The sequence below is a fragment of the Bordetella sp. N genome, assembly GCF_001433395.1.
In the GTDB taxonomy this organism is placed as follows: domain Bacteria; phylum Pseudomonadota; class Gammaproteobacteria; order Burkholderiales; family Burkholderiaceae_B; genus Bordetella_C.
The window spans coordinates 859208-884493 of record NZ_CP013111.1; the positions used below are offsets into that span (position 1 = coordinate 859208).

Annotated in this window: 24 protein-coding genes; 17 read left to right on the forward strand and 7 right to left on the reverse strand. The window is 62.8% G+C overall.

Annotated features, from left to right (window positions below):
• Nucleotides 1-242 precede the first annotated feature (242 nt).
• From ASB57_RS03700 to ASB57_RS03730, 7 genes are all read left to right on the forward strand, one after another.
• The gene (locus tag ASB57_RS03700) at nt 243-923 is read left to right on the forward strand and encodes an RraA family protein (RefSeq protein ID WP_057650658.1); all 681 of its coding nucleotides are present in this window, start codon (nt 243-245) and stop codon (nt 921-923) included.
• Nucleotides 920-2122: an aminotransferase class I/II-fold pyridoxal phosphate-dependent enzyme gene (locus ASB57_RS03705; protein ID WP_057650659.1), complete on the forward strand. Its 1203-nt coding sequence runs from the start codon at nt 920-922 to the stop codon at nt 2120-2122. The genes ASB57_RS03700 and ASB57_RS03705 overlap by 4 nt, the downstream gene beginning before the upstream one ends.
• A 45-nt stretch (nt 2123-2167) precedes the next feature.
• The gene (locus tag ASB57_RS03710) at nt 2168-2989 is read left to right on the forward strand and encodes an ABC transporter substrate-binding protein (protein ID WP_057650660.1); all 822 of its coding nucleotides are present in this window, start codon (nt 2168-2170) and stop codon (nt 2987-2989) included.
• A 102-nt stretch (nt 2990-3091) separates the two neighbouring features.
• Nucleotides 3092-3781 carry an amino acid ABC transporter permease gene (locus ASB57_RS03715; RefSeq protein ID WP_057650662.1) on the forward strand — a complete coding sequence of 230 codons (690 nt, stop codon included), beginning with the start codon at nt 3092-3094 and terminating at the stop codon, nt 3779-3781.
• Nucleotides 3774-4463 carry an amino acid ABC transporter permease gene (locus ASB57_RS03720; protein WP_057650664.1) on the forward strand — a complete coding sequence of 230 codons (690 nt, stop codon included), beginning with the start codon at nt 3774-3776 and terminating at the stop codon, nt 4461-4463. The genes ASB57_RS03715 and ASB57_RS03720 overlap by 8 nt, the downstream gene beginning before the upstream one ends.
• 12 nt (nt 4464-4475) lie before the next feature.
• Complete coding sequence (locus ASB57_RS03725) at nt 4476-5210, forward strand: amino acid ABC transporter ATP-binding protein (protein ID WP_057650665.1); 735 nt, start codon at nt 4476-4478, stop codon at nt 5208-5210.
• 29 nt (nt 5211-5239) lie between these two features.
• Nucleotides 5240-6250, forward strand: a complete 1011-nt coding sequence (locus tag ASB57_RS03730; protein WP_156414051.1) for a LysR family transcriptional regulator — start codon at nt 5240-5242, stop codon at nt 6248-6250.
• Here the strand turns inward: ASB57_RS03730 and ASB57_RS03735 are convergent.
• A complete protein-coding gene (locus tag ASB57_RS03735; protein WP_057650667.1) occupies nt 6231-6713 on the reverse strand; it encodes a hypothetical protein in 483 nt (160 codons plus the stop codon). The genes ASB57_RS03730 and ASB57_RS03735 overlap by 20 nt on opposite strands.
• Nucleotides 6714-6976: 263 nt before the next feature.
• Here ASB57_RS03735 and ASB57_RS03740 point away from each other — a divergent pair, with 263 nt between their 5' ends.
• The 6 genes from ASB57_RS03740 (at nt 6977) to ASB57_RS03765 (ending at nt 14940) form a co-directional block, all read left to right on the forward strand.
• The gene (locus tag ASB57_RS03740) at nt 6977-8176 is read left to right on the forward strand and encodes a fatty acid desaturase (protein ID WP_057650668.1); all 1200 of its coding nucleotides are present in this window, start codon (nt 6977-6979) and stop codon (nt 8174-8176) included.
• Nucleotides 8177-8184: 8 nt separating this feature from the next.
• The gene (locus ASB57_RS03745; RefSeq protein ID WP_057650670.1) at nt 8185-10500 is read left to right on the forward strand and encodes a UvrD-helicase domain-containing protein; all 2316 of its coding nucleotides are present in this window, start codon (nt 8185-8187) and stop codon (nt 10498-10500) included.
• Nucleotides 10501-10661: 161 nt separating this feature from the next.
• Nucleotides 10662-12161: a catalase gene (locus ASB57_RS03750; RefSeq protein WP_057650671.1), complete on the forward strand. Its 1500-nt coding sequence runs from the start codon at nt 10662-10664 to the stop codon at nt 12159-12161.
• 163 nt (nt 12162-12324) lie between these two features.
• On the forward strand, nt 12325-13299 hold the full coding sequence (locus ASB57_RS03755; protein ID WP_057650673.1) for an alpha/beta fold hydrolase: 975 nt from the start codon (nt 12325-12327) through the stop codon (nt 13297-13299).
• A gap of 5 nt (nt 13300-13304) precedes the next feature.
• Nucleotides 13305-14261 carry an alpha/beta fold hydrolase gene (locus ASB57_RS03760; protein WP_156414052.1) on the forward strand — a complete coding sequence of 319 codons (957 nt, stop codon included), beginning with the start codon at nt 13305-13307 and terminating at the stop codon, nt 14259-14261.
• Complete coding sequence (locus tag ASB57_RS03765) at nt 14254-14940, forward strand: dienelactone hydrolase family protein (protein WP_057650677.1); 687 nt, start codon at nt 14254-14256, stop codon at nt 14938-14940. Before ASB57_RS03760 ends, ASB57_RS03765 begins: the two co-directional genes overlap by 8 nt.
• 66 nt (nt 14941-15006) lie before the next feature.
• On the opposite strand, the gene ASB57_RS03770 is transcribed toward ASB57_RS03765, so the two are convergent.
• Entirely contained in the window at nt 15007-15570 is a 564-nt protein-coding gene (locus ASB57_RS03770; protein WP_057650679.1) for a TetR/AcrR family transcriptional regulator, read from the reverse strand.
• 169 nt (nt 15571-15739) lie between these two features.
• Between ASB57_RS03770 and ASB57_RS03775 the strand changes: the two genes are divergently transcribed.
• Entirely contained in the window at nt 15740-16426 is a 687-nt protein-coding gene (locus ASB57_RS03775) for a glutathione S-transferase family protein (RefSeq protein ID WP_057650681.1), read from the forward strand.
• Here ASB57_RS03775 and ASB57_RS03780 read toward each other — a convergent pair.
• Nucleotides 16407-17045, reverse strand: coding sequence for a TetR/AcrR family transcriptional regulator (locus ASB57_RS03780; protein ID WP_082621344.1), 639 nt, complete (start codon nt 17043-17045; stop codon nt 16407-16409). The two genes, ASB57_RS03775 and ASB57_RS03780, sit on opposite strands and share 20 nt — an antisense overlap.
• A gap of 100 nt (nt 17046-17145) precedes the next feature.
• Between ASB57_RS03780 and ASB57_RS03785 the strand changes: the two genes are divergently transcribed.
• From ASB57_RS03785 to ASB57_RS03795, 3 genes are read left to right on the forward strand one after another with little or no spacing between them, the layout of a single operon-like run.
• Nucleotides 17146-17898 (forward strand): SDR family NAD(P)-dependent oxidoreductase, encoded by a 753-nt coding sequence (locus tag ASB57_RS03785; protein ID WP_057655893.1) that lies wholly within the window; start codon nt 17146-17148, stop codon nt 17896-17898.
• A gap of 36 nt (nt 17899-17934) precedes the next feature.
• A complete protein-coding gene (locus ASB57_RS03790) occupies nt 17935-18822 on the forward strand; it encodes an SDR family oxidoreductase (protein WP_082621345.1) in 888 nt (295 codons plus the stop codon).
• Between the two features lie 7 nt (nt 18823-18829).
• Entirely contained in the window at nt 18830-20389 is a 1560-nt protein-coding gene (locus ASB57_RS03795; protein ID WP_057650688.1) for an MFS transporter, read from the forward strand.
• A gap of 58 nt (nt 20390-20447) precedes the next feature.
• On the opposite strand, the gene ASB57_RS03800 is transcribed toward ASB57_RS03795, so the two are convergent.
• Genes ASB57_RS03800 through dapD form a run of 4 tightly spaced genes read right to left on the reverse strand, consistent with a single transcriptional unit; the run spans nt 20448 to nt 25265 of the window.
• Complete coding sequence (locus ASB57_RS03800; protein ID WP_156414053.1) at nt 20448-22400, reverse strand: ABC-F family ATP-binding cassette domain-containing protein; 1953 nt, start codon at nt 22398-22400, stop codon at nt 20448-20450.
• Nucleotides 22397-23296 carry a 50S ribosomal protein L3 N(5)-glutamine methyltransferase gene (prmB, locus tag ASB57_RS03805; RefSeq protein WP_057650692.1) on the reverse strand — a complete coding sequence of 300 codons (900 nt, stop codon included), beginning with the start codon at nt 23294-23296 and terminating at the stop codon, nt 22397-22399. Before prmB ends, ASB57_RS03800 begins: the two co-directional genes overlap by 4 nt.
• Complete coding sequence (gene dapE / locus ASB57_RS03810) at nt 23293-24444, reverse strand: succinyl-diaminopimelate desuccinylase (RefSeq protein WP_057650694.1); 1152 nt, start codon at nt 24442-24444, stop codon at nt 23293-23295. Before dapE ends, prmB begins: the two co-directional genes overlap by 4 nt.
• Complete coding sequence (dapD, locus tag ASB57_RS03815; protein WP_057650696.1) at nt 24444-25265, reverse strand: 2,3,4,5-tetrahydropyridine-2,6-dicarboxylate N-succinyltransferase; 822 nt, start codon at nt 25263-25265, stop codon at nt 24444-24446. The genes dapE and dapD overlap by 1 nt, the downstream gene beginning before the upstream one ends.
• Between the last annotated feature and the right edge of the window lie 21 nt (nt 25266-25286).

The following is a 25286-nucleotide window of genomic DNA, read 5'->3' on the forward strand; positions in this document are numbered from 1 at the left end:
CCCGAGCCAGCAGCCGAGCAGCCAGGCGGCGCACACCCGCCTACCCCTAGGGGATTTCCCTAGACGACATCACCTCGACCACCCAAAAAGAGGGGCGCCAACGGCGCCCCTCTCCTATGATCAGTGTCACCTACGAAAAAATTTCGTACATAACCGGGAATTTATATCGTTTTGCGGATGAGCTCATCCCCCGTGTAATGCGGCCTATTCGTCCTCAGCCTCACGCACCGCGTTACACCCACATGACCCCCATCGGATTCCGCATACTCCCCCGCACGGCGCAAGCCGTGGACGCCGCCACCCTGGCCGGCTTCTCCGAAATCGGCTCGGCCCAGATCAGCGACTGCATGAACCGCCTGTACGGCATCGTGGGCCTGCACCCCATGCACGCCGGCGCGCGCCGCATCGTCGGCCTGGCCCTGACGGTCAAGACCCGTCCCGGCGATAACCTGATGATCCATCAGGCCATCTCCCTGGCCGAGAAGGGCGACGTGATCGTCGTCGACGGCGGTGGCGAGATCGCCAACGCCCTGGTCGGCGAACTGATGATGATGGACGCCCAGAACCGCGGCGTTGCCGGTTTCGTCATCGATGGCGCCGTCCGCGACGCCGACGTGTTCGCCGTCAACGATTTCGGCTGCTTCGCGCGCGCCGTCAACCACAAGGGCCCCTACAAGGATGGTCCCGGTGAGATCAACGTCCCGGTCAGCGTCGGCGGCCAGGTCGTCAACGCGGGCGATGTCATCGTCGGCGACGCCGATGGCGTGGTGGTGATCCCCGCCGAGCATGCTGCCGCCGTCCTGAAGCTGGCGCAAAAGAAGGAAGCCGACGAAGCCGTCTCCAAGGAGAAGCTGCGCGCCGGCACCTACACCAAGCCCTGGCTCGAAAAGACCCTGACCGAAAAGCGTGGAGGCACCCAATGAGCATCGTCGCCGACCGCATCAAGCGCATCAAGCTGTCGCCCAGCGTCGCCGCGCGCGCCATCATCGCCGAGCTGCGTGAGCAGGGCCGCCGCATCATCGACCTGACCATCGGCGAGCCCGACTTCGGCACGCCCCAGCACATCTGCCAGGCCGCCACCGCCGCCATGGCGCGCGGCGAGACCAAGTATCCGCCCGCCCAGGGCACCGTGGCCCTGCGCCGTGCCGCCAGCGCCGAACTGCGCGCCGCCACCGGCATCGACTACCCCGTGCCCCGGATCATCGTGGGCACCGGCGCCAAGCAGGTCATCTTCAACGGCCTGGCCGCCACCTTGAACGAAGGTGACGAGGTCCTGATCCCCGCGCCGTTCTGGGTTTCCTACCCGGACATGGTGCTGGTCAACGGCGGCACGCCCATCACCGTGCCGACCACGCCGGCCACCGATTACAAGCTCACGCCGCAGGCCCTGGAAAGCGCCATCACGCCGCGCACCAAGTGGCTGATGATGAACGCCCCGAGCAATCCCACGGGTTCCGTCTACACTGAAGCCGAATTGCGCGGCCTGACCGACGTGCTCAAGCGCCATCCGCACGTCTGGCTGATGACCGACGACATCTACGCCCGCCTGAACTTCACCGACACGCCCACCGTGCATCCCCTGCAGGTCGCGCCCGAACTGGCCGACCGCACCCTGGTGATCAACGGCGTGTCCAAGGCGTATGCCATGACGGGCTGGCGTATCGGCTACGGCGCCGGTCCGGATGAACTGATCAAGGCCATGGCCATCCTGCAGTCCCAGAGCACGTCCGGCGCATCTTCGGTCAGCCAGGCCGCGGCCGTCGAAGCCCTGTCGGGTCCGCAAGACTGCGTGACGGAATTCACGCGTGTCTTCCGCGAACGCCGCGACCTGGCCATTGCCGAACTGTCGGGCACCCCGGGCCTGGATATCGTCGTGCCGCAGGGCGCGTTCTACGTCTTCCCGGACTGCTCCGGCCTGTTGGGCCGCAAGACGCCCGACGGCGCCACGATCCACAGCGACACCGATCTCACGCACTACCTGTTGCGCGAAGCCGGCGTGGCGGTGATCGACGGTCACGCCTATGGCGCGCCCGGCACGTTCCGCCTGTCCTTCGCGGCTTCGCTGGATGACATCCGGCAGGGCTGCTCGGCCATCCGCGCGGCCTGCGCCCGTCTGGCCTGACGGCGCTTTTCCCAACGTTCACACAATCCACAAGGGGAGTTCTCCATGAAACGCAACATCCTGATGGCCGCCGGCCTGGGCCTGGCCATGCTGACCCTGGGCGTCACCGCGCAGGCCGACCAGCTTGACGACATCAAGGCCAAGGGCGAGCTGGTCTGCGGCACGCTGGGCACGTCGCAACCCTTCAGCTTCCAGGACGCCGCCACGCGCCAACTCGTGGGTTATGACGTTGACGTCTGCAAGCTGGTGGCCGACAAGCTGGGCGTGAAGATCAACTACAAGCTGTTGTCGGTGGCCGCCCGCGTTCCCGAACTGAACGAAGGCCGCGTCGACATCCTGGCCGCCAACCTGGGTTACTCCCCGGACCGCGCCGAGCAGATCGCCTTCAGCCATGCCTACTACGTCAGCCCGCAAAAGCTGCTGGTGCGCAAGGATTCGGACCTGGCGACCGTGGAAGCGGTCAACGGGCACCGCGTCGCCGCCACCAAGGGTTCCAGCTCGGAGCGCGAAATCAAGCGCATCCTCGACAAGTCGCAGGTGCTGGGCTTCGGCGACAGCTCGTCCGCCTACCTGGCCTTGCAGCAGAAGAAGGTCGACGCCCAGTTCGCGTCCGAACTGGTGCTGGTGCGCCTGCAGCTGCAGAGCCCGCCCACCGCGCCCGTGAGCATCATTCCCAAGTCGGTGTTCGATGAGTCCTGGGGCCTGGGCGTGCGCAAGTCCGAGCCGCGTTTCCTGGAAGCCGTGAACCAGGCGCTGGACGGCGCCGAAGCTTCCGGCGCGGCCGCTCAGCTGTTCGAAAAGTGGTTCGGCGCGCAGACGCAGTACAAGCTGCAGCGCAGCTTCAAGATCGCGCCCATCGCCGGTTGATCGCCACCGCCTTGCCCGGGCGGCCGGCCCTACGCCGCGCCGCCCGGTTTGCATGAGAGGCAGAGATTCGGGGCCGAGATTCCCGCAACGAGACGCCTGTTTATGAGCTTACTTGACGCTTCCCAATATCAAACGCTGCTGAGCGGCATGGTGACCACCGTGCAGCTCTTCCTGGTGGCGTGGGTCATGGCCTTCGCCGTGGCCATCCTGCTGACCGTCGTGCGCGCCACCGAGCTGGCGCCGTGCCGCTGGTTCGTCGACGCGTACGTGGAATATCACCGCAACGTCCCGTTGCTGGTGCAGGTCCTGTTCTGGTACTTCGGCATGCCGGAGCTGCTGCCCGACGGCTTCCGTGGCTGGCTGTACCAACACAACGCCGAAATGTCGCTGGCCGCCATTGCCCTGGCGCTGGGCTCTGCCGCCTATATCGCCGAAGACATCCGCAGCGGTTTGCGCGCCATCCCGTTTACCCAGTTCGAGGCCGCTCGGGCACTCGGCTCCAGCTACCTGCAGTGCATGCGTTACGTCATCGTGCCGCAGGCCGTGCGCATCTCCATTCCGCCTTTGGTCAGCCGGGCGCTGCTGCTGTTCAAGAACACCAGCGTGGCCATGGCGATCGGCGTCATGGAGCTTACGTACCAGGCGCGGGAGATCGAAAACGAAACCTACCGCACCTTCGCCACGTTCGCCGCGGCGACCATCATGTACCTGGCGGGGTCGCTGCTGATCATGTTCATCGGCTGGCGCGTCAATGCACGCTACAAACTGAATCGCGGAGGCCACGGTGCTTGACGTCCTGAAAGAATATTGGCTTCTGCTGCTGGTCGGCCAATATCCCCACGGCCCGCTAGGCGGCCTGGCCATGACCCTGATCCTGGCGTTCTGCGGCCTGATGCTGTCGCTGCCGCTGGCGCTCGGAATTGCCCTGGCGCGCGTCAGCCCTTACGCCTGGGTGCGCGGTGTCAGCAAGACCCTGGTGGTCGGCGTGCGCGGCATGCCCTTGCTGATGCTGATCTTCTGGGCCTATTTCGTCGTGCCCAAGATTACCGGCGAGGCGATCAGCGGTTTCTGGACCCTGATCGTCGCGCTGGTCGTCTATGAAAGCGCCTACCTGTCCGAAGTCATCCGCGCGGGCATCGAAGCGGTGCCCCACGGCCAGGTCGAAGCGTCGCGGTCGCTCGGCGTCGGCTACTGGACGACCATGCGCAAGGTGGTGCTGCCGCAAGCGCTGTTCAATGTGCTGCCCAGCATGACCAGCCAGTTCGTGTCGACGATCAAGGAAACCTCGCTGGGTTATGTCATCAGCGTCAACGAACTGACGTTCGCCGCCAACCAGGTCAACAACCTGGTGCTGACCAAGCCGCTGCAGGTATTCGGCATCCTGGCCATCGTCTATTTCCTGGTGTGTTTCAGCTTGAGCCGCGGGCTCGGATGGCTGGATCTGCGCATACGCCGCGCGCGCGCCATGGCCTGAAGGAAAAATCAAATGATCAAGCTTGAAAAAGTAAACAAGTGGTATGGCAATCACCACGTCCTGAAGGATGTCGACCTGTCCGTCGAGCGTGGCGAGGTATTGGTGGTGTGCGGCCCGTCCGGGTCGGGCAAGTCCACCATGATCCGCACCATCAATCGCCTGGAACCCATCGGCAAGGGCCGCATCCTGATCGACGGCGCGGACATTCATGCCAAGGGCGCGAATCTCAATGGCCTGCGCCAGAAGATCGGCTTCGTGTTCCAGCAGTTCAACCTGTTCCCGCACATGAGCGTGCTGGAAAACGTCATCTACGCGCCGGTCAATATCCGCAAGCAGTCGCGCAAGCAGGCCGTGGAGCGCGCGCATCAGCTGCTCGCGCGCGTCGGCCTGGAACACAAGATCGATGCGTATCCCGGTTCCCTGTCGGGCGGGCAGCAGCAGCGTGTCGCCATCGCCCGCGCGCTGGCGCTGGAACCGCCGGTCATGCTGTTCGACGAGCCGACCAGCGCGCTCGATCCGGAAATGGTGGGCGAAGTGCTGCAGGTCATGAAAGGCCTGGCCAAGGATGGCATGACCATGGTGTGCGTGACCCATGAAATGGGTTTCGCGCGCGACGTCAGCGATCGCGTGGTGTTCATGGACGCGGGCGAGATCATCGAGGCGGACACGCCCGAGAATTTCTTCAGCGCGCCGCGCCACCCGCGCGCCCAGCGTTTCCTGGCCGACGTGCTGCATCCGCGCGGTTGAATCAGCCAGTGGTAAGGTGAGGGGTTTTCATGCGCCACGCGTCCACTGCCGCGATGTACACCCTCAAGCAGCTAGAAGCTTTCTATTGGAGTTCAGAACTGGGCAGCTTCAGCGCGTCCTCGCGCAAGCTGCACACCACCCAATCGGCGGTCGCCAAGCGGGTCGGTGAACTGGAAGGCTTCGCCGGCGCGCCGCTGTTCGAGCGCCACGCCCGGCGCCTGGTGCTGACCCAGCAGGGGCGCCGGCTGTTCGACCTGGCCCGGCAGATGCTGGACCTGAACAGCCGCCTGGTGCAGCACATGGCGGATCCGGCCAGCTTCGAAGGGGTGATCCGGCTGGGCGTCACCGAATTGGTCGGCATGACATGGCTGGCGCGGCTCATCAAGCACATCAGCCTGCGCTATCCGCGCGTGCAGCTGATGCCCGACATCGACGGTGGCATCACGCTGTATGAACGCCTTGAGCGGGACCAGCTGGACCTGGCCATCATGCCGGGCCCGTTCTGGAGCCATCAATACGACTGCACCCATCTGGGCGCGGTCACCAACGTCTGGATGGCCAGTCCCACGCTGGACATCGATACTTCCGCGAGCCTGAGTCCGCGCGACCTGGCGCCGTACCCGGTGATTTCCCAGCCGACCAATTCGGCGCTGTCGCATCTGTATGACGCGTGGTTCGCCGAGCAGGGCTTGTCCGTCAAGCGCGTGCTGACCTGCAACAGTTTGGGGATGATGGCGCAGCTGACCATGCTGGGTCTGGGCATCAGCTATCTGCCCGGCGCGTATTTCGCGCCTTTGGTGGAGCGGGGCGCCTTGCGCCAGCTGAATGTGTTGCCGCCCCTGCCGACCATCAACTATTACGCGGTCTACAAGAAGAGCCTGGTCAACCCCGTGGTGACGCGCCTGATCGAAATCGCTCGCACCGAGTGTGCGTTCGAAGTGGCGGGCGATTTCCTGCCCCACGTGCCGCCGGCCGTGGAGCCCGTGCCGCGCGAGGACGACGCCGGCGCCCCGGCCCGTCCTAGCGTGCGCCCGGCGTGATTGCCACGGCGCCCTGGACCCGCTGGGTGCCCAGGTTCTGGGACTGGAAGCGCACTTCCCAGGAAAAATTGTCCTGTCCCAGCTGATTTCCGGCCTGATAATAGATTTGCGTGACAGGCACCTGGATATTGGCGCACTTCGGTGGGTTGTCCGCCTGGCCGATGCCGGTGCTGACCGTCAGCGCGCCCAGTTCCGGTCGGCTGAGTATCCTGACCGTCGGCGCCATCAGGGGCCGGCAGTTGGCGTCGACGATCTCGAAATACGACGCCAGCAGGGTGGCTTTGCTGGGCGGCACCGACCAGGCGCGCGGCTGCGGGCTCCTGGCCGTGCCGGCTGGCGGCGCCGCCACGGCGATTCCCGCTATTGAAATCAGGCCGGCGGCCGCAAGATAGGGTCGGAGCGCCCGCCATCCAGGCAGCAGCCGGCGCGCGGCTTGCGTGCCAAGTTGGGGCAAATCGGTCATCCGGCGGGTAGTGCAGAGCAGGGGCATGGCTGAAAATAGGGGAAATACAACATAGGCGTTGCGCTTGTGGTACAGAGCGGGCGCCGGTGGCGGTGGCGGTAGTGGCTGGCGTGGGGCTGAATCTCAGTCAAAATCGGCGAAATGATAACCTTCGTCATTGATTATGGTCAAAAAAGCGGCGAACTATTTTGAAATGCCCCTGTCATATCGCCACAAGGTGAGCTACACTCGCCGTACTCAATTTTGAGGCACACACACGGTCTATGGATCACATCCTTTCCTTCATCTCTGGCGGCCTGACCCAATCTTCCTGGTGGGAGATTCTCGCGTTCACGCTGGTGATGACGCATATCACTATCGTCTCCGTCACGGTCTTCCTGCATCGCAGCCAAGCCCACCGGGGGCTTGATCTGCATCCTGCTGTCATGCACTTCTTCCGCTTCTGGCTGTGGATGACGACGGGCATGGTCACCAAGGAATGGGTGGCCATTCACCGTAAGCACCACGCCAAGTGCGAGCGCGACGGCGATCCTCATTCGCCCATGCTGTTCGGCATCTGGAAAGTGTTGTTCCGTGGCGCCGAGCTGTACCGCGAAGAATCGAACAACAAGGAAACCATGGCCAAGTTCGGCCACGGCACGCCCGACGACTGGCTTGAGCGCAATGTCTACTCGCGCCACAGCCTGTACGGCATCCTGGCGATGCTGGCCATCGACGTCCTGCTGTTCGGCGCCATGGGCGTGACGGTGTGGGCCGTGCAAATGGCCTGGATTCCCTTCTGGGCGGCCGGTGTGGTCAACGGTATCGGCCACTTCTGGGGCTACCGCAACTACAACAGCCCGGACACCAGCACCAACGTGTTCCCCTGGGGCATCGTGATCGGCGGCGAAGAGCTGCACAACAATCACCACGCCCACGGCACGTCGGCCAAGTTCTCGTCGAAGTGGTACGAGTTCGATATCGGCTGGTTCTACATCAGCATCCTGCGTTTCTTCCGCCTGGCGAAGGTGAAGAAGGTCGCGCCGAAGCTGAAGCTGGAAGACGGCCAGAAGCCGATGATCGACCTGAGCACGCTGCAGGGTGTCATCACCCACCGCTACGAAGTCATGGCGCGTTATGCCGACATCGTGAAGAGCACGGCGCGCCAGGAAATGGCCAAGCTGAAGTCGACGCCGCAAAGCGAAGACGTCACCATGTTGCGCCGTGTGCGCAGCTGGCTGCACCGTAACGAAGACGTGCTGCAACCGGAACAGGTTGCCCAGGTCGACCAGGCCATCGCCCGTAGCGAAAAGCTGTCGACCCTGGTGCAGATGCGCCGCGAGCTGGGCCGTCTGTGGGAAAGCTCCAGCGCCAGCAGCGAGCAGTTGCTGGGTGATCTGCAGGCCTGGTGCCAGCGCGCCCAACAAAGTGGTATCGAAGGTCTTGAGCAGTTCGCGGTACGGCTGCGTCGTTATGCCGCATAATTCGAGGCATGATCGAGAAGCTAAATCCGCAACAACGTGAAGCCGTAACACTTGAACCGCAACACGCCCTGGTCTTGGCCGGGGCGGGTAGCGGCAAGACCCGGGTTCTGATTACCCGCATGGCCTGGCTGATTCAAAACGGCCAGGCCAGTCCATTTGGGCTGTTGGCGGTCACGTTCACCAACAAGGCGGCGCGCGAGATGCTCACGCGCCTCACCTCCACGCTGCCCATCAACACGCGTGGCCTGTGGGTAGGTACCTTCCACGGCCTCTGCAACCGCCTGCTGCGAGCGCATCATCGCGATGCCGGCTTGCCGCAAGCCTTCCAGATTCTCGACACCGCTGACCAGCTGGCCGCCATCAAGCGCCTGTTGAAAGCCAACGGTATCGACGACGAAAAATTCCCGCCCCGTGACGTGCAGCGCTTCATCAACGGCGCGAAGGAAGAGGGCGAACGGCCCAACGACGTCGAGGTCTGGGACGCACATCGCCGGCGCCTGGTCGAAATCTACCAACTCTACGAAGCCCAGTGCCAACGCGAAGGCGTGGTGGACTTCCCTGAACTGCTGTTGCGCGCCTACGAATTGCTGGCCCGCAATGCGCCCGTGCGCGAGCATTACCAGCGCCGCTTCCGCCACATCCTGGTCGACGAGTTCCAGGACACCAACAAGCTGCAGTACAAATGGCTGCGCCTGCTGGCGGGCGGTGGCGCCTTCATCTTCGCGGTGGGCGACGACGACCAGTCCATCTATGCCTTCCGCGGCGCCAACGTGGGCAATATGGCGGACTTCGAGCGCGACTACGCGCACGGTACCGTTATCCGGCTGGAGCAGAACTATCGTTCCTACGGCCACATCCTGGATGCCGCCAATGCCCTGATCGATCACAACAGCGGCCGCCTGGGCAAGAATCTCTGGACCGAGCAAGGGGAGGGCGAGCCCATCCGCGTGATCGAGCAGCCCTCGGACGGCATGGAGGCGCACTGGATCGTCGACGAGATCCGCGCCCTGGTCAACGACGGCCGCGCCCGGCGCGAGATCGCCGTGCTCTACCGCAGCAACGCGCAGTCGCGCGTGCTGGAGCACTCGCTGTTTTCGTCGGGCATCCCTTACAAGGTTTATGGCGGCCTGCGCTTTTTCGAGCGCCAGGAAATCAAGCACGCGCTGGCGTATCTGCGCCTGCTCGCCAATCCCGATGACGACACGTCCTGGATGCGCGTGGTGAATTTCCCGACGCGCGGCATCGGGGCGCGCACGCTGGAACAATTGGCCGACGCGGCGCGTTCGCAGGACACCAGCCTGTGCGCGGCAGTGGCGCGTGTGCCTGGCAAGGGCGGGGCCAACCTGGCACAGTTCGCCATGCTGATCCAGCGCATGGCCGAAGAAACCCGCCAGTTGCCCCTGCCGGAGCTGGTCGAACACGTGCTGCACGGTAGCGGCCTGCTCGATCACTACAAGGGCGAGCGCGAAGGCGCCGAGCGTATCGAGAACTTGAACGAACTGATCACCGCCGCGACGGTGTTCTCCGCCGAGGAAAACTTTGAAGGCCTTCCGGCCGGTCTGGTGCCGCAGAACGAGCCGCCCGTCACGGATGCGGCCACGGGCGAAGTCCTGCCTGGCGCGCCGGCCGATGGCGGGCTGACGCCGCTGGCTGCCTTCCTGTCGCATGCCGCGCTGGAAGCGGGTGACAATCAGGCCGAGGCCGGACAGGACGCGGTGCAGTTGATGACCGTGCACGCCGCCAAGGGTCTGGAGTTCGACGCGGTCTTCATCTCGGGTCTGGAAGAGGGCCTGTTCCCGCACGAGAACAGCCTGCTGGAGCAATCCGGGCAGGAAGAGGAGCGCCGTCTCATGTACGTGGCCATCACGCGCGCGCGCGAACGGCTGTATCTGAGCCTGGCGCAAAGCCGAATGCTGCATGGCCAGACGCGCTACGCCATGCGCTCGCGCTTCCTGACCGAAATCCCGGAACAGCATCTGAAATGGCTGACCCCCCGTACGGGCGGTGTCAGCCAGGGCTACGGCGGCAACCAGGGTGGCGGCTACGGTGAAGACCGCTGGAGCGGCGCGTCCCGCGACGCTTTCGGCCGCAAGCCGACCGGCATGGCCGCGCCGCGCACCCCGCGTTCGGTCACCACCGGCGTGACGGTGGGCGACCGCCAATTCCGTATCGGCATGGGCGTGCGCCATGCGCGTTTCGGCGACGGCACCATCGTCGGTTTGAGTGGCAGCGGCCAGGATGCGCAGGCGCAGATCCAGTTCCGCGACGTCGGCACCAAGACCCTGGCGCTGGGTATCGCCAAGCTGGATGTGGTCGCCAGCTGACGAACCGTCACCGCGCGTCTGCCTGACGCGCGAAATGGCAGTATCTGGCGTGTTTCGTTCGAACAGGCCGCAATAGTCGTCCCGGAAAATCAAGGGCATCTTCATACGAAGCCCGCGCGCCTCCAAGATCCCATCCCGGCGCGCGTTCCAGGACGACTGTCATGCCCAATGAATCCGACAAGCTGACCCATGCCACAGGTGCACCGGTCAGCGACAATGTAAACATCCTCACCGCCGGTCGACGCGGCCCCGCGCTGCTCGAGGATGTATGGTTAATCGAGAAGCTCGCACATTTCGACCGCGAGGTCATACCGGAGCGCCGGATGCATGCCAAAGGCTCCGGCGCATTCGGCACCTTCACCGTTACGCACGACATCACGAAGTACTCGAAAGCGAAGATATTTGCCGAAGTAGGGAAGACCACGAAGATGTTCGCGCGCTTTTCTACGGTTGCCGGCGAACGCGGGGCCGCCGATGCCGAGCGGGATATCCGTGGTTTCGCGCTGAAGTTCTATACCGACGAGGGCAACTGGGACATGGTGGGCAACAATACTCCCGTATTCTTCTTCCGCGACCCGTTGCGTTTTCCCGATCTGAATCATGCCATCAAGCGCGACCCGCGTACCGGCATGCGCAGCGCTGACAACAACTGGGATTTCTGGACGTTGCTGCCAGAGGCGCTGCATCAAGTCACCATCGTGATGAGCGAGCGGGGCCTGCCTAAAAATTTCCGCCAGATGCACGGCTTCGGCAGCCATACCTACAGCTTTATCAATGCCGCGAATGAGAGGGTGTGGGTAAAGTTCCACTTTCGCACCCAGCAGGGCATCGCGAACCTCGGCGATGACGAGGCCGAAGCGCTGATCGGCAAGGATCGCGAGTCGCATCAGCGGGATTTGTTCCAGAGCATTGAAGAAGGCAATTACCCGCGCTGGACGATGTTCGTGCAGGTGATGACCGACGCGCAGGCCAAGGCCCATCCCTTCAATCCCTTCGATCTGACCAAGGTGTGGTCGAAGAAAGACTATCCCTTGATCGAGGTCGGCTACTTCGAGCTGAACCAGAATCCCGAGAACGTTTTTGCTGAAGTCGAGCAGGCCTCCTTTTCTCCGGCGCATGTGGTGCCCGGCATCGGGTTTTCGCCGGACAAGATGTTGCAGGCCCGCCTGTTTTCCTATGGCGATGCCGCGCGCTACCGTCTGGGCGTCAATCACCATCTGATCCCGGTGAACGCGCCCAAGTGTCCCGTTCATAGCTATCACCGCGACGGCGCGATGCGCACGGATGGCAATCTCGGGCGCACGCCAACCTATTATCCGAACAGCGCGGGTGTCTGGGCAGATCAGCCTGAAACCAACGGTCCGCCACTGGATATCGACGGCCCTGCGGATCATTGGGACCATCGCGTCGATGACGACCATTATCAGCAACCGGGCGACTTGTTCCGGCTAATGAACCAGGCGCAACGGCAGAACCTGTTCGACAACACTGCGCGAGCAGTGGGCGGCGCTGCCCTATTCATCCAGGAACGCCACATCGCCAATTGCGCCAAGGCCGACCCTGCATACGGCGAAGGCGTACGCGAGGCCCTTACAAGGCTGGCGACGGTCAAAGCGTTGGAGCCGGATTCCACCACGGGCACCTCGGCCTCGGAAGCGTAGGCAACAAGCGGGACGCCGCGTGCATTTTCATGTACATCGAAGGTCAGCGGGCGGCGCCCACGGTTGACACTGAGGAATTTCAGGGCTAATGTTCCGTCATTAATCTATCTAGTGATAGATAGAATTTTGATTGAACTACTTTTTGACCTGAGGTCCCTCCATCATGCCCAACTCGCAATTTTCGTTCGCCGCCTCCCGGCGCCACGTCCTTCTTGGCGCCGCGGCAGCGGCCTCTTCGGCAGGCCTGCTGGCCGCCGTAACGGAGGCACAGGCCGGTCAACCTCCCGCGGCTCACCCTGGCAACGCCCGGACGGGTGGAGGCACTCTCATCACAAAAGATGGGACCCGGCTTTTCTACAAGGACTGGGGAACCGGTCCGACCGTGGTCTTTTCTCATGGCTATCCCTTGTCATCCGATGCCTGGAGCGCGCAAATGCTGTATCTCATGCAGCGCGGTTATCGCGTCGTGGCGCATGACCGTCGAGGATTCGGGCGTTCCAGCCAGCCAGGTACGGGATACGACTTCGATACGTTTGCCGACGATCTTGCTGAACTCATCGAAGCGCTGGATTTGAAGGACATCACGCTCGTCGGCCATTCGATGGGCGGCGGCGAGGTCGCACGCTACTTGAGCCGGCACGGTTCACACCGTGTCGCCCGGCTGGCATTGGTCGCGGCCGTCACGCCGTTTCTGCTGAAAACGGATTCGAACCCCGCCGGCGCGCCGCGAGCGTTCTTTGATTCATTCCGGACCGCGGTCGAGACCGACCGTTCCCAGTGGAACAAGGAGGTCAGCATGCCCTATTACAATTTCAACCGGCCGGGCGCAAAGGTGTCCGAAGGCGTCCGCGACGATTACTGGCGACAGGGACAGGCGACGGGCATCCTGGCTGCCTACGACGCCATTTCCGCATTTTCAGAAACGGATTTCCGCGCAGACCTGAAAAAAATCAGGGTCCCGACATTGATCATCCATGGCGACGACGATCAGATCGTGCCCCTGCAGATTTCAGGGCAGAGATCGGTCGAACTCATCAAGCATGCCAAGCTGGTCGTTTACAAGGGCGGCTCGCACGGTTTGCAATACACCCACAGGGACGCGTTGAATGCGGACTTGCTGGCCTTCGCAAAGGTGTGACGACCATGTTCAGACGGTTCATTGTCTTTTTCGCTGTTTTTGTCACTGCCATTGCCAGCGGGTCGGCAAGGGCCGAAACCAGCGACGTGTCCACGCGCTACATGGACGTCGACGGCATTCGCATTTTCTATCGCGAGGCAGGCGTAGTTACGGCGCCGACGATTCTGTTGTTGCATGGGTTTCCGTCCTCGTCGCATATGTTCCGCACGCTTATCCCCAAGCTTTCAGAACGCTTCCACGTCATCGCGCCTGATTATCCCGGAATGGGATTCAGCGATGCTCCCCCCGAGTCTCGTTTCCCGGCGACCTTCGATGGTGTAGCGAGCGTTATGGAGAGATTCGTCGAGCAGATGAAGATCCGTCATGCGGTGCTGTACGAGCAGGACTTCGGCGGTCCGGTCGGGATGCGTTTGGCGTTGCATCACCCGGAACGGGTCGATGGCTTGGCGATTCAGAACACGCCCATCAGTCTCGATGGCTGGAATCCCGAACGCCTTAACGCAATACTGGCAAACCAAAAGCTGCCGCCGGAACAGCGTCGCCGTGAAACCGAGAAGCGTGTCGCACCCGCTACTGTGGAGTTCCTTTATCATCAGGGCACCCGTCATCCAGAGGCACTCGACCCCGCTTCCTGGGCAGTCGACGAGTGGGTGATGAGGGATGCCGAGCGGGTCCGGGTGATGACGAGTCTGCAGCTCGACATTCCGTCGAATTTTTCCCAGTATCCGGTCTGGCAGGCGTATCTGGCCAAATATCAGCCCAAGACGCTTGTCGTATGGGGAGTGGGCGATCCGATCTTTACGCGAGCAGGCGCGGACGCGGTGAAGCGCTTCGTGCCTGCTGCCGATGTCCGTTACTACCCGACCGGACATTTCGCTTTGGAAGAAGACGCGGAGGATATTGCGGGGCAAATCGTTCGCACTTTCGCAACGAACACAAGGAATCCTGATGGGAATGATTGAATTCGCGCGGCCAGATGGTCAGCTGCTGCAGGGCTATCTCGCTGAACCGGCGCGCCCCTTGAATGCACCGGCGGTGATCGTGATCCAGGAATGGTGGGGCTTGAACAAACAGATCCGGGGCGTCGCCGACAGGCTCGCCCACGCTGGGTATCTAGCGCTGGTTCCCGATCTGTATAGAGGGAAGTCCACGGTCGAACAGGAGGAAGCCCATCACCTCATGGACGGCCTGGATTTCGCGGATGCTGCCAGCCAGGATGTCGGCGGCGCGATTAAATATCTGAAATCGCGCGTGACCAAGGTGGGTTGCATGGGATTCTGCATGGGCGGTGCCTTGACGGTGCTGGCAGCCGGTATGCATGCGAATCTGAACGCGGCGGTCACGTTCTACGGATTCCCGCCTCTTGAATACATTGACGGGTCCAAGCTCGCCGTGCCTCTGCAAGGCCATTGGGCCACTCAGGATCAACATTTCGACATTGCGAAGGTCGATGAGTTGGAGCAGCGTCTGCGCGATGCGGGCGCGAACATTGAGTTCTATCGCTATCTGGCGTCTCACGCGTTCGCCAATGAAGAAGCGATAGGATCTGGCCGCATGCTGACCAGCCAGTTCGATCCCGTATGGGCGCAGCAAGCTTGGGACAGGACGCTGACTTTCTTCGGTCGGAACCTTGCCGCTTAAGCCGTAGGCGGGCCAGGGCGATATGCATGGCGAGGTATGGTCGCTCGCATCCTGGCCGACGGTCTGCTACGACAGCAAACCGCTAACGATGTAAGCCTCGATGATGCGATCGAAGAGGCGAATGTCATGCTTGCCTCGCGCAACCAACTGCGCGCCCTCTATCGCAGCGAAGATGGCAATCGCTCGGGCCTCGGTGGCCTCTGTCGGCGTCTTTGGATGGCGCGCGAACAGAACCTTGGCCAGCCACTGGTGGTTCACGGTGGTGAATCGGTCGACCTCCTTGCGCACCTCGTCGGGGAGGTCCGCATATTCCGCCGCCATGATTCCGCACAGGCACATCTTGTTGTCGTCTTCGAGAGCGCCCCGAAACGCGGCGATATACGCACGCATCAATTGATCGTGCGGCAGTGACTTGGCCTGCAAATCGTCGAGAAATTCTTGCGCCTGAGTGGCGTAGCGTTCGGCAAGCGCCGTTGCCAGATCTCCCTTGGTGGGGAAGTGGTAGTGCACGCTGGAACTCTTGACGCCCACCGCAGCCGCAATATCGCGGAAGCTTAGCGCGTTATATCCATGTGTCTGCACCGCTGCCTTCGCGGCAGCCATGATTTCTTCGCGGGTATTTGCATTCATGGCGCGACTTTATCACGCATCTATCGGTAGATCAGCTTGACCGACCGGGACTTGTTGCTTTAAAGTGCCAACACAATCTATCTAGTGATAGATAGAAATCTTGAATTGCGCTGATCTGTGGCTGCCACCGTCGGCTGCCATCCTTAACCGTGAACTGAAGGCACAACCCATGAAGATTTACGACCGCCCCGGCTTTCCCAATCCTGCCCGCATACGCATCGTCGTCGCGGCCAAGGGCCTGGACGCCCAAGTCGAATATGTTTCCGTCGACCTGATCGGCGCAGAACACAAGCAGGCCGAATTTCTGGCCAAGAACCCGTCAGGCATCGTTCCTGTCCTCGAACTCGACGATGGCACGTTGATTTCGGAATCCACTGCCATTACGGAGTACCTGGATAACCTTGACGGCGATCCCATCCTCACAGGCCGTAGTCCCCGCGAGAAGGCGCTGGCTCACATGATGCAACGCCGCGCCGAAGCCTATGTCCTGGATCCGGTAGGCCTGTATTTCCACCACGCCACGCCCGGCCTGGGCGCCGCTCTGCAGGCCTTCAAAAGTCCCGGTTGGAGCGCGCGGAAAGAAATGGGCGAGCGCGAGGGCGAGAAGGCGCGCGCGGGCATGGCCTATTTCAACGACGTATTGAAGACGCAGCGCTATGTAGCCGGCGACACGTTCACGATGGGGGACATCACCTTGTTCGCCGGACTGATGTTCGCGGACGCGGCCGGACTTGGCGTCCCCGAGGAGCACGGAGCGCTGTTGGCCTGGCGTGCCCATGTGGCGCAGCTTCCCGCCGTTGCCAACCGCAGCGGGCAGGCCTTCGTCGTGGAAGATCTCAAACGGCTGGGTTTCTGACGGTGGGCTTCGGCTTGGGGCGCGCTTTGCGGCTGGGGGAGGCAGGCCATGTCGGCATGATCCGGGTAACGACGTCATCAAGCTCGGCGGCGCTGGCTCCAGCGGCAGCCTGCACGGCCAAGCCGCTGAAGATGGTTTGCACATACCGGGCTAGCGCACTTGAATCCTCATTGACCCCCAGATCGCCATCGACCTTCGCCTGATCGAAACGCGCCGTCAGCAGATGTTCGAGCCGCTTGCGTCTGCGCGCCAGAAGAGCGGGAATGTCCTGGCCATCGCCGCCGGTGGCCAAGCCGGCTTGTACCAGCAGGCATCCACGTGGCTCGTTCGAAGAAGTAAGCCATTGAACGGTGCCCCGCAGGAGCATTTCCACGACATCTCGTGCTGTTTTTCCGGTGAGAAAGTGCTCCTTGAAATCGGCGCGCCGTTGATCGTAACGATCTAGCACCGCGTCGAAAAGGCCCCGCTTGCTGCCAAAGGCCGAATAAATGCTCGGCGAGTTGATGCCCATTGCTTCCGTGAGGTCACTCATGGCCGTGCCGTTGTAGCCATGCAGCCAGAAGACCTCCATGGCTCGATCGAGCACCTGAGCTTCATCGAATGTTCGTGGTCTTGCCATGATTCTCTCTAAGTAATTTGATGATCATTACATAATTTTCTTGACCTGAGGTTGGATGGCTTCGTATTGTGTTGATCATTACAAAATGGAAGGACGAATGATGGATAGCGCCGTTCAAGGAAAAATTGTTGTGATTACCGGAGGGACCTCCGGTATTGGCCTGGCATCGGCAAAGGCGTTTGCCAACGCTGGCGCCTTCGTTTATGTCACCGGGCGCCGTCAGGCCGAGCTCGACCAGGCTGTCGCGGTTGCCGGATCCAACGTAAAAGGGCTGAGGGCGGACTCTTCAAATATTTCCGATCTGGCGCGTGTCTACGAGACAGTCCGCGCACAGAGCGGACGCCTCGACATTCTCTTGGCAAACGCCGGCGTCCTGGAAAAGGCGCCTTTGGGGGAGATTACCGAAGAGCACTTCGATCATGTTTTCGGCATCAACGTGAAGGGCCTGCTTTTTTCGGTACAGAAAGCCCTGCCACTGATGCCGGACGGTTCGTCCATCGTGATGATGTCGTCTACCGTTGCCAACAAGGGAATGGGGGGTAACAGCGTCTATTCAGCGAGCAAGGCGGCCATTCGTAATTTCGCACGAGGCTGGGCCGCGGACCTGGCGTCGAGACACATCCGCGTGAATGTGATCAGCCCCGGGCCGATCAAGACGCCTGGTCTGTTCACGGGGATTTCCGACCCTGAAGTGGTACGGGGTATCGAGCGCCGCTTCGGCGCGCAAATCCCGTCGGGTCGACTGGGAGAGCCAGAGGAAATCGCGAAGGTAGCGATATTCCTGGCGTCAGAAGCGGCGAGCTACATCAACGGCGCTGATATCCAGGTCGACGGCGGTTGGGCGCAAGTTTGAGCCACTGCAACCACGCGAAGACAAGAGGCTAAAAATATGGAAAGAGTTATGGTGACCGGCGTGACGGGTGTCCTGGGCAGAGCGACCCTACAGGGTGTGCTGCGGGCCACGCCAGCGGTCCAAATAGCGGGATTGGCGCGCGACCCAGCAAAAGTGGCCGACCTTGCACAGCTAGGTATCGACATCCGCCGTGGAGATTATTACGACTCAAAGAGCCTGCGCGCTGCATTCAGGGGCATCACGCGGCTTTTGTTCGTGTCTGCGACCGCATTCTCCGAACGAATGGACCAACATTGCAATGTCATCCAGGCTGCCAGGGAAGCCGGCGTTCGGCACGTCATTTATACGTCGATACAACGTAAGCCAGGCTCCCCACTGCGTATATCCCGAGTGACCGAGTCGGACATCCTCACGGAAGAAGCGCTGGCTACTTCCGGCATGGACTACACCATTCTGCGTAATAACGTTTATCTCGATTACCTTCCGTTTATGGTTGGAAGCGATGCGTTGACTCGCGGGGTACGAGTGCCGGGCGGAAAGGGCGCTGCCGCGCTGGTTTCCAGGGCAGACCTGTCCGAGGCCGCTGCCGCGGTACTCACCCAGCCCGGGCACGTGGGAAAGGTCTACACCTTGGGAGCCGGTTCCGCTTTCTCGCTGCCTGACGTCGCCAGCGCCCTGACGGCGCTAAGCGGGCATGACGTGGATTATGTCAACCTGAGCACCAGCGCATTCGTCCGGGAACGTGTGGCGGCCGGCATGCCCGAGGCCGCCGCAAATTTCTTGAGCGAGTGGATAGAAGCGATAGGCTCAGGCGAGTTCGAGGAAACCACGGGTGACATGGAGCGCTTGATTGGCCGCCCGCCGTCAGGCTATCTACAATTCCTGCGAGCCGCTTACCAGTTGCCCCACTCGGAGCGGGATTGAGGTCGACATGAAGACCATTCCTGACAAAAGTGACAGCGGAGCAATCCTGCTGGTCGCGTCCGGCATCTCGTCGCTCGTTACGTTGGACTCCAACGTCGTCGCGGTCGCGCTACCCACGATAGCCCGCTCGCTGTCGGCAGGCTTTGCCGACCTGCAGTGGGTCATTACCGCATACGTGCTTCCATTCGCGGCGCTGTTGCTCGCGGCGGGATCATTCGCGGATATGGTGGGGCGCAGAAGGGCAGTAATACTTGGCCAGTTGATTTTTGCCGCGGCCTCTCTTGGCTGTGGACTCGCCACGTCCGCCCTGATGTTGAATGTATCGAGAGCGTTCCAGGGCGTCGGCGCGAGCCTGTTGCTGACAGCCTCGCTGGCGGTAATCAACCACAGTTTTAAAGGACTCGCTCGGGCACGGGCATTCGGAGTCTGGGGAGCCAGCTTGGGGATCGCCATGACGAGCGGTCCCATCCTCGGCGGCGTCATCTCAAGCACCGTCGGATGGCAATGGGCATTTCTGATAAACCTGCCTATCTGTGCCCTCTTGATCGTCGGCACGCTAAAGGTAATTCCAGAGTCAAAGGACCCTCTGGCGAAACGGCTGGATGTTGCCGGTATCCTGCTTTTCAGCACGGGACTTTTTTCGTTGATTTGGGCTGTCATCGACGGGAATACGGCGGGATGGCTCTCGCCGCCCGTCATCGGCCGCGCGGCTGCCGGTGTGGTGTTGCTAGGCGCGTTCGTTGTAGCGGAGCGAATTCAGGCCAGGCCCATGGTCGACTTCCTGGCGATGAAGTCACGGGCTTTTGGCGGAAGCGCGAGTGCAACGGTCGGGTACGCAACCAGTGCGCAGGTAATGATTTTTTATCTGCCGCTCTACCTGCAAAACACGTGCGGGTTCACGCCGGCCGAGGCAGGGCTGGGCATGCTTCCGTTCGCAGTTCCGATGTTCGTGGTGCCCCGATTCACTGCAAAGTATTTGCATCGCACAACCCCGCGCAGGATGCTGACATGTGGCTTGGCAGTTAGCGCGACGGCGAATCTGGCAATTGCAGCGCTGGCGTCGGTCGGCGCTGGGTATATCGCCTTTTCCGGGGCGATGACGCTGGCGGGGGTCGGCGCCGGAGTCCTGAATGGCGAGACCGCGAAGTCGCTGCAGGGTAGCCTGCCGGCTCATCGTTCCGGGATGGCGTCGGGACTTAGCGGGACGGTGCGGTTCACGTCTTTATTATTTGGCGTGGCGGCGCTGGGAGCGGTTTTGGTCGCGACGACCACGAGGTATTTCTTGCAGCAGGGCGTTGCGCAGGCACTCGGCCCGGAAGTCGCCGTTCATGCCGCGAAGCGCTTTGCCGCCGGAGACATCGACGGAACAGCGCGGGAGTTTCCTCCTGCCTTGAGCGAAGCAGCCATCAGGGTCATGCATGATGCTTTTGACAAGGGCTTCGCACTAACGGCGTGCACGGCGGCCATCTTGGCGCTACTCAGTTTGTCCTGCACCTGGGTGTTTCTGCGTAAGGTAGAAAGCGATGAGCTGTCGGACTCGGTGCAACCCGTGTTGCATGGTGAATAGCTGGGCAGAGGTCTGCAGAGAAACGTGAATGAACTGGCGGATCGGGCAATCGCCGAGCTTACTCCACTCCGCGCTCGATCGCCTCGATCTCTTCCTGCAGCATCAGCCATTCCTCTTCCTGGGTTTCCAGCTGCTTGCTCAGTTCGCCGTGTTCGCTCAATACCTGCAGGCGTTCGGCGCGCCGCGCGTCGGAATAGAGGTCCGCGTCCGCCACCAGCGCATCGAGGGCGACCAGGCGTACCCGGGCCTTCTCCATGGCGGTTTCCACCTTGGCCAGCTTGGCCTGCAGCGGCTTGCGGGCGACGGCCAGCCTTTGCCTTTGCTCGGCCTCCAGGCGGCGTTGTTGCTTGCGGTCGACCGTGGGCTCGCCGCCGTCGTCGGCACGGGCCGTATCCTTGTCGGCCGCACGCTGTTCGGCGCGCTCTTCGGCGTTGCGCGCGGCCAGCCATTCCCGGTAATCCTCCAGGTCGCCGTCGAACTCGCGCACCGCGCCGTCCGCCACGATCCAGAAGCTGTCGACCGTGGTGCGCAGCAGGTGGCGATCGTGCGAAACCAGCAGCATGCTGCCGCCGAATTCCGCCAGGGCAGTGGCCAGGGCCTCGCGGGTTTCCACGTCCAGGTGGTTGCTGGGTTCGTCCAGCAGCAGCAGGTTGGGTTTCTGCCAGACGATCAGCGACAGCGCCAGGCGTGCCTTTTCGCCGCCCGACATGGGCTCGACCTTGCCGTTCACCGTGTCGCCGGAAAAGCCGAAGCCGCCCAGGTAGTTACGTAATTCCTGTTCGCGCACTTCAGGCGCGATGCGCGCCAGGTGCATCAGCGGCGTCGCCTCCAGGTCCAGCATGTCCAGCTGATGCTGATGGAAATAGCCGATGGCCAGGCCGCGCGAGGCGCGGCGCTCGCCGGCCTGGACGTCCAGTTCCTCGGCCAGGGTCTTGATCAGCGTGCTCTTGCCCGCGCCGTTGGCGCCCAGCACGCCGATACGGCTGCCGGCCCGCACCATCAGCGTGACGTTGCGCAGAATCGAAACCTGCTGGCCTTCGTCGTCGGTATAGCCGGCCGACAGCTTGTCGAGCACCAGCAGGGGATCCGGCATGTGGTCGGGCGAAGGAATGCGGATATCGATGCCGGATTCCGCGTGCAGGGGCGCCAGGGCCTCCATGCGCGACAGGGCCTTGACCCGGCTCTGCGCCTGCTTGGCCTTGGATGCCTTGGCCTTGAAGCGGTCGATGAAGCCTTGCAGGCGCGCGGCTTCGCGGGTCTGCCGTTCATAGGCGATGCTGGTCTGGCGCAGGCGCTCCGCGCGCTGGGTCAGGAAGTCCTGGTAGCCGCCGCGATAGCGCACCAGCTTGGCGTGATCGAAATGCAGGATGGACCGCGCCACGGCGTCGAGGAATTCCGTATCGTGCGAGATCAGCAGCACGGTCCCTTCATAGGACGCCAGCCACTTCTCCAGCCACAGCATGGCGTCGAGGTCCAAGTGGTTGGTCGGTTCGTCCAGCAGCAGCAATTCGGACGGCGCCATCAGCGCGCGGGCCAAGGCCAGGCGCATGCGCCAGCCGCCGGAGAAGCTGTTTACCGGCTGGGTCCATTCCGCGGGCTTGAACCCCAGGCCGGCCAGCAGCTGTTCGGCGCGCGAATTCGCGCTCCACGCGCCGGCTTCGATCAGGGCCGCTTCGGTTTCCGCGATTTCCGTGCCCTGGCTGTCGGTCAGGGCCGCGCGCCGCTGCTGCAACTCCCGCAAATGCACGTCGCCGTCGATGACGAAGTCCCGCGCGGCCCGTTCATCCGCCGCGATCTCTTGCTTGACGCTGGCGATGCGCCAGCCTTCGGGCAAGGTCAGGGTGCCGGCATCCTGATCCAGCGCGCCGGTGAGCAGGGCGAAGAGGGTGGATTTGCCGGCGCCGTTCTTGCCGACGATGCCGACCCGTTCCCCCGGATTGACCACGAATTCCGCGCTGTCGAGCAGCACCTTGGTGCCACGTCGCAGCGTCAAGCCTTGAGCACGAATCACGACGCCAGTTGCTCTCGGGTAAGCAGCAGCAACTGGTCGGACGCCTCGGACGAGTCCAGCCAGACCGGCGTCAGATCGGGGAAGGCGGCCTCGAAATGGCTGCGCTCATGGCCGATCTCCAGCACCAGGATGCCTTCGGGTTTGAGGAATTTGGGCGCGTCGCGCAGGATGCGGCGCACCAGGTCCATGCCGTCGTCGCCGCCGGCCAGGGCCAGATGCGGCTCGTGGCGGTATTCGGCGGGCAGGTCGGCCATGGAGCCCTCGTTCACGTAGGGCGGATTGCAGATGATCACGTCGTACAGGCGGCCGGTGTTCAGCTTGTCGAACAGGTCGCTCAGGTGCAGGCCCACGCGGTCGTGCAGGTTGTAGGCGCCCACATTGTGCATCGCCACTTCCAGCGCGCTGGACGAGATGTCCACGCCGTCCACGTGCGCGAAGGGGAAGGCCAGCGCCGACAACACCGCCAGGCAACCCGAGCCCGTGCACATGTCCAGCACGTTTTCCACGGTTTCGGGGTCGGGCAGCCAGGGCGACAGGCCCTCGTCCAGCAGCTCGGAGATCGGCGAGCGCGGCACGATGACGCGGTTGTCGACGTAGAAGCGATGGCCGCGCAGCCAGGCTTCATTGGTCAGGTAGGGGGCCGGCAGGCGTTCCTGCACGCGGCGCTCGATCACTTCCAGCACGCGTTGGCGTTCTTCAGCCAGTACGTGGGCGTCCAGGAAAGGATCCAGGGTGTCGGGCGGCAGGTGCAGCGAGTGCAGCACCAGGTAGACCGTCTCGTCCCAGGCGTTGTCGCTGCCGTGGCCGAAGGTTACCTGGCCGGCGTTCAGCCGCGATACTCCGTAGCGGATCAGGTCGCGTACGGTGGTCAGTTCCGGATGGTCGGAGATGGTCATGCGGCGGATTCGGTGGAAAGCAAAAGATTTTCAAGCGTGCGGCGATAGATGTTCTTCAACGGCGTCAGCGACGCCAGTTCTACGCGCTCGTTGACCTTGTGGATGGTGGCGTTGTTCGGCCCGAACTCGATCACCTGCGGACAGATCTTGGCGATGAAACGGCCGTCCGACGTGCCGCCGGTGGTCGACAGCTCCGTGGTCAGCCCGGTTTCGTCGGCAATGGCGCGCGTCAGCGCGGTGCTCAGGGTGCCGCGCGGCGTCAGGAAGGGCTCGCCGCCCAGGTTCCACTCAAGGTCGTATTCCAGGCCGTGGCGGTCCAGCACTTCGGTAAGACGTGCCTTCAGGCTGTCCGGCGTGCTGGCCGTCGAAAAGCGGAAGTTGAACAGCGCCACCGCTTCGCCCGGCACCACGTTGGTGGCGCCGGTGCCCGCGTTCAGGTTGGATACCTGGAACGTGGTGGGCGGGAAGTATTCATTGCCCTGGTCCCACTCGATGGCGACGATTTCGGCCAGTGCGGGTGCCAGTTGGTGCACCGGGTTACGCGCCAGGTGCGGATAGGCGACGTGACCCTGGATGCCCTTGACCGTCAAGCGGCCGGACAGGGAGCCACGGCGGCCGTTCTTGCAGACATCGCCCAGCTTGTCGACCGAGGTCGGTTCGCCGACGATGCAGTAGTCCAGAGTCTCGCCGCGTTCGCGCAGGCGCTCGCACACCACGACGGTGCCGTCGGTGGCGGGGCCTTCCTCGTCCGAGGTCAGCAGCAGGGCGATCGAGCCGGCGTGGTCGGGATGCGTCGCCACGAATTCCTCGGCCGCCACCACGAAGGCGGCGATCGAGGTCTTCATGTCGGCCGCGCCCCGGCCGTACAGATACCCGTCGCGCTCGACCGGCACGAAGGGATCGCTTTCCCATTTATCACGGGGCCCCGGCGGTACCACGTCGGTATGGCCGGCGAACACCAGCAGGGGGCCGGTGCTGCCGCGCCGGGCCCACAGATTGGTGACGTCGTTGCTGACGATGCTTTCGCAGAAAAAGCCGGCGGCTTCGAGCCGCTGTGTCAGCAGTTTCTGGCAGTCGACATCGTCGGGGGTGACCGACGGGCGGGCGATCAGGTCCTTGACCAGATCGAGTACCGGGGATGCGCTCATCAAGCCCTCAGCAGATCGTTGATGCTGGTCTTGGCGCGCGTCTGCGCGTCAACGCGCTTGACGATGATCGCGGCGTACAAGCTGTGCGAGCCGTCGGCCGACGGCAGCGTGCCGGGGACCACGACCGAACCCGAGGGCACGCGGCCGTAGATGATCTTGCCGGTGGTGCGGTCGAAGATTTTGGTGCTTTGCGACAGGAACACGCCCATCGACAGCACCGAGTTTTCTTCGACGACTACGCCTTCCACGACTTCGGAGCGCGCGCCGATGAAGCAGTTGTCTTCGATGATCGTGGGGTTGGCTTGCAGGGGCTCCAGCACGCCGCCGATGCCGACGCCGCCGGACAGGTGGACGTTCTTGCCGATCTGCGCGCACGAACCGACGGTGGCCCAGGTGTCGACCATGGTGCCTTCATCGACGTAAGCGCCGATGTTGACGTAGGAGGGCATCAGCACCACGTTGCGGGCGACGAAGCAGCCGCGGCGCGCCACGGCGGGCGGCACCACGCGGTAGCCGCCGTGCTGGAAGGCGGCGCTGCCGTATTCGGCGAACTTCAGCGGCACCTTGTCGTAGAACTGCATGGGCGCCTGGCCCATGATGGCGTTTTCCTGCAGGCGGAAGGACAGCAGCACGGCCTTCTTGATCCACTGGTGCACGACCCAATCGCCGGTGCTCTTGTCGGCCACGCGCAGGCGGCCGGTGTCCAGGCCGTCAATGGTGTGCTCGACGGCTTCACGGATTTCGGCGCTGGCGTCGGAAGGCGACAGGCTGGCCCGGGCTTCCCAGGCGGCTTCGATGGTGGTTTGGAGGTCGAGAGTCATAGTGTTCAGGGGGAGTAAAAG

Coding starts and splice junctions, on each gene's coding strand:
- ASB57_RS03790 (WP_082621345.1), top strand. CDS start 17,935: ATGGAAAGAGTTATGGTGACCGGCGTGACGGGTGTCCTGGGCAGAGCG.
- ASB57_RS03730 (WP_156414051.1), top strand. CDS start 5,240: ATGCGCCACGCGTCCACTGCCGCGATGTACACCCTCAAGCAGCTAGAA.
- ASB57_RS03710 (WP_057650660.1), top strand. CDS start 2,168: ATGAAACGCAACATCCTGATGGCCGCCGGCCTGGGCCTGGCCATGCTG.
- dapE (WP_057650694.1), bottom strand. CDS start 24,444: ATGAGCGCATCCCCGGTACTCGATCTGGTCAAGGACCTGATCGCCCGC.
- ASB57_RS03775 (WP_057650681.1), top strand. CDS start 15,740: ATGAAGATTTACGACCGCCCCGGCTTTCCCAATCCTGCCCGCATACGC.
- ASB57_RS03725 (WP_057650665.1), top strand. CDS start 4,476: ATGATCAAGCTTGAAAAAGTAAACAAGTGGTATGGCAATCACCACGTC.
- ASB57_RS03760 (WP_156414052.1), top strand. CDS start 13,305: ATGTTCAGACGGTTCATTGTCTTTTTCGCTGTTTTTGTCACTGCCATT.
- ASB57_RS03705 (WP_057650659.1), top strand. CDS start 920: ATGAGCATCGTCGCCGACCGCATCAAGCGCATCAAGCTGTCGCCCAGC.
- ASB57_RS03795 (WP_057650688.1), top strand. CDS start 18,830: ATGAAGACCATTCCTGACAAAAGTGACAGCGGAGCAATCCTGCTGGTC.
- dapD (WP_057650696.1), bottom strand. CDS start 25,265: ATGACTCTCGACCTCCAAACCACCATCGAAGCCGCCTGGGAAGCCCGG.
- ASB57_RS03755 (WP_057650673.1), top strand. CDS start 12,325: ATGCCCAACTCGCAATTTTCGTTCGCCGCCTCCCGGCGCCACGTCCTT.
- ASB57_RS03780 (WP_082621344.1), bottom strand. CDS start 17,045: ATGGCAAGACCACGAACATTCGATGAAGCTCAGGTGCTCGATCGAGCC.
- ASB57_RS03715 (WP_057650662.1), top strand. CDS start 3,092: ATGAGCTTACTTGACGCTTCCCAATATCAAACGCTGCTGAGCGGCATG.
- ASB57_RS03765 (WP_057650677.1), top strand. CDS start 14,254: ATGATTGAATTCGCGCGGCCAGATGGTCAGCTGCTGCAGGGCTATCTC.
- ASB57_RS03740 (WP_057650668.1), top strand. CDS start 6,977: ATGGATCACATCCTTTCCTTCATCTCTGGCGGCCTGACCCAATCTTCC.
- ASB57_RS03745 (WP_057650670.1), top strand. CDS start 8,185: ATGATCGAGAAGCTAAATCCGCAACAACGTGAAGCCGTAACACTTGAA.
- ASB57_RS03750 (WP_057650671.1), top strand. CDS start 10,662: ATGCCCAATGAATCCGACAAGCTGACCCATGCCACAGGTGCACCGGTC.
- prmB (WP_057650692.1), bottom strand. CDS start 23,296: ATGACCATCTCCGACCATCCGGAACTGACCACCGTACGCGACCTGATC.
- ASB57_RS03735 (WP_057650667.1), bottom strand. CDS start 6,713: ATGACCGATTTGCCCCAACTTGGCACGCAAGCCGCGCGCCGGCTGCTG.
- ASB57_RS03785 (WP_057655893.1), top strand. CDS start 17,146: ATGGATAGCGCCGTTCAAGGAAAAATTGTTGTGATTACCGGAGGGACC.
- ASB57_RS03770 (WP_057650679.1), bottom strand. CDS start 15,570: ATGAATGCAAATACCCGCGAAGAAATCATGGCTGCCGCGAAGGCAGCG.
- ASB57_RS03700 (WP_057650658.1), top strand. CDS start 243: ATGACCCCCATCGGATTCCGCATACTCCCCCGCACGGCGCAAGCCGTG.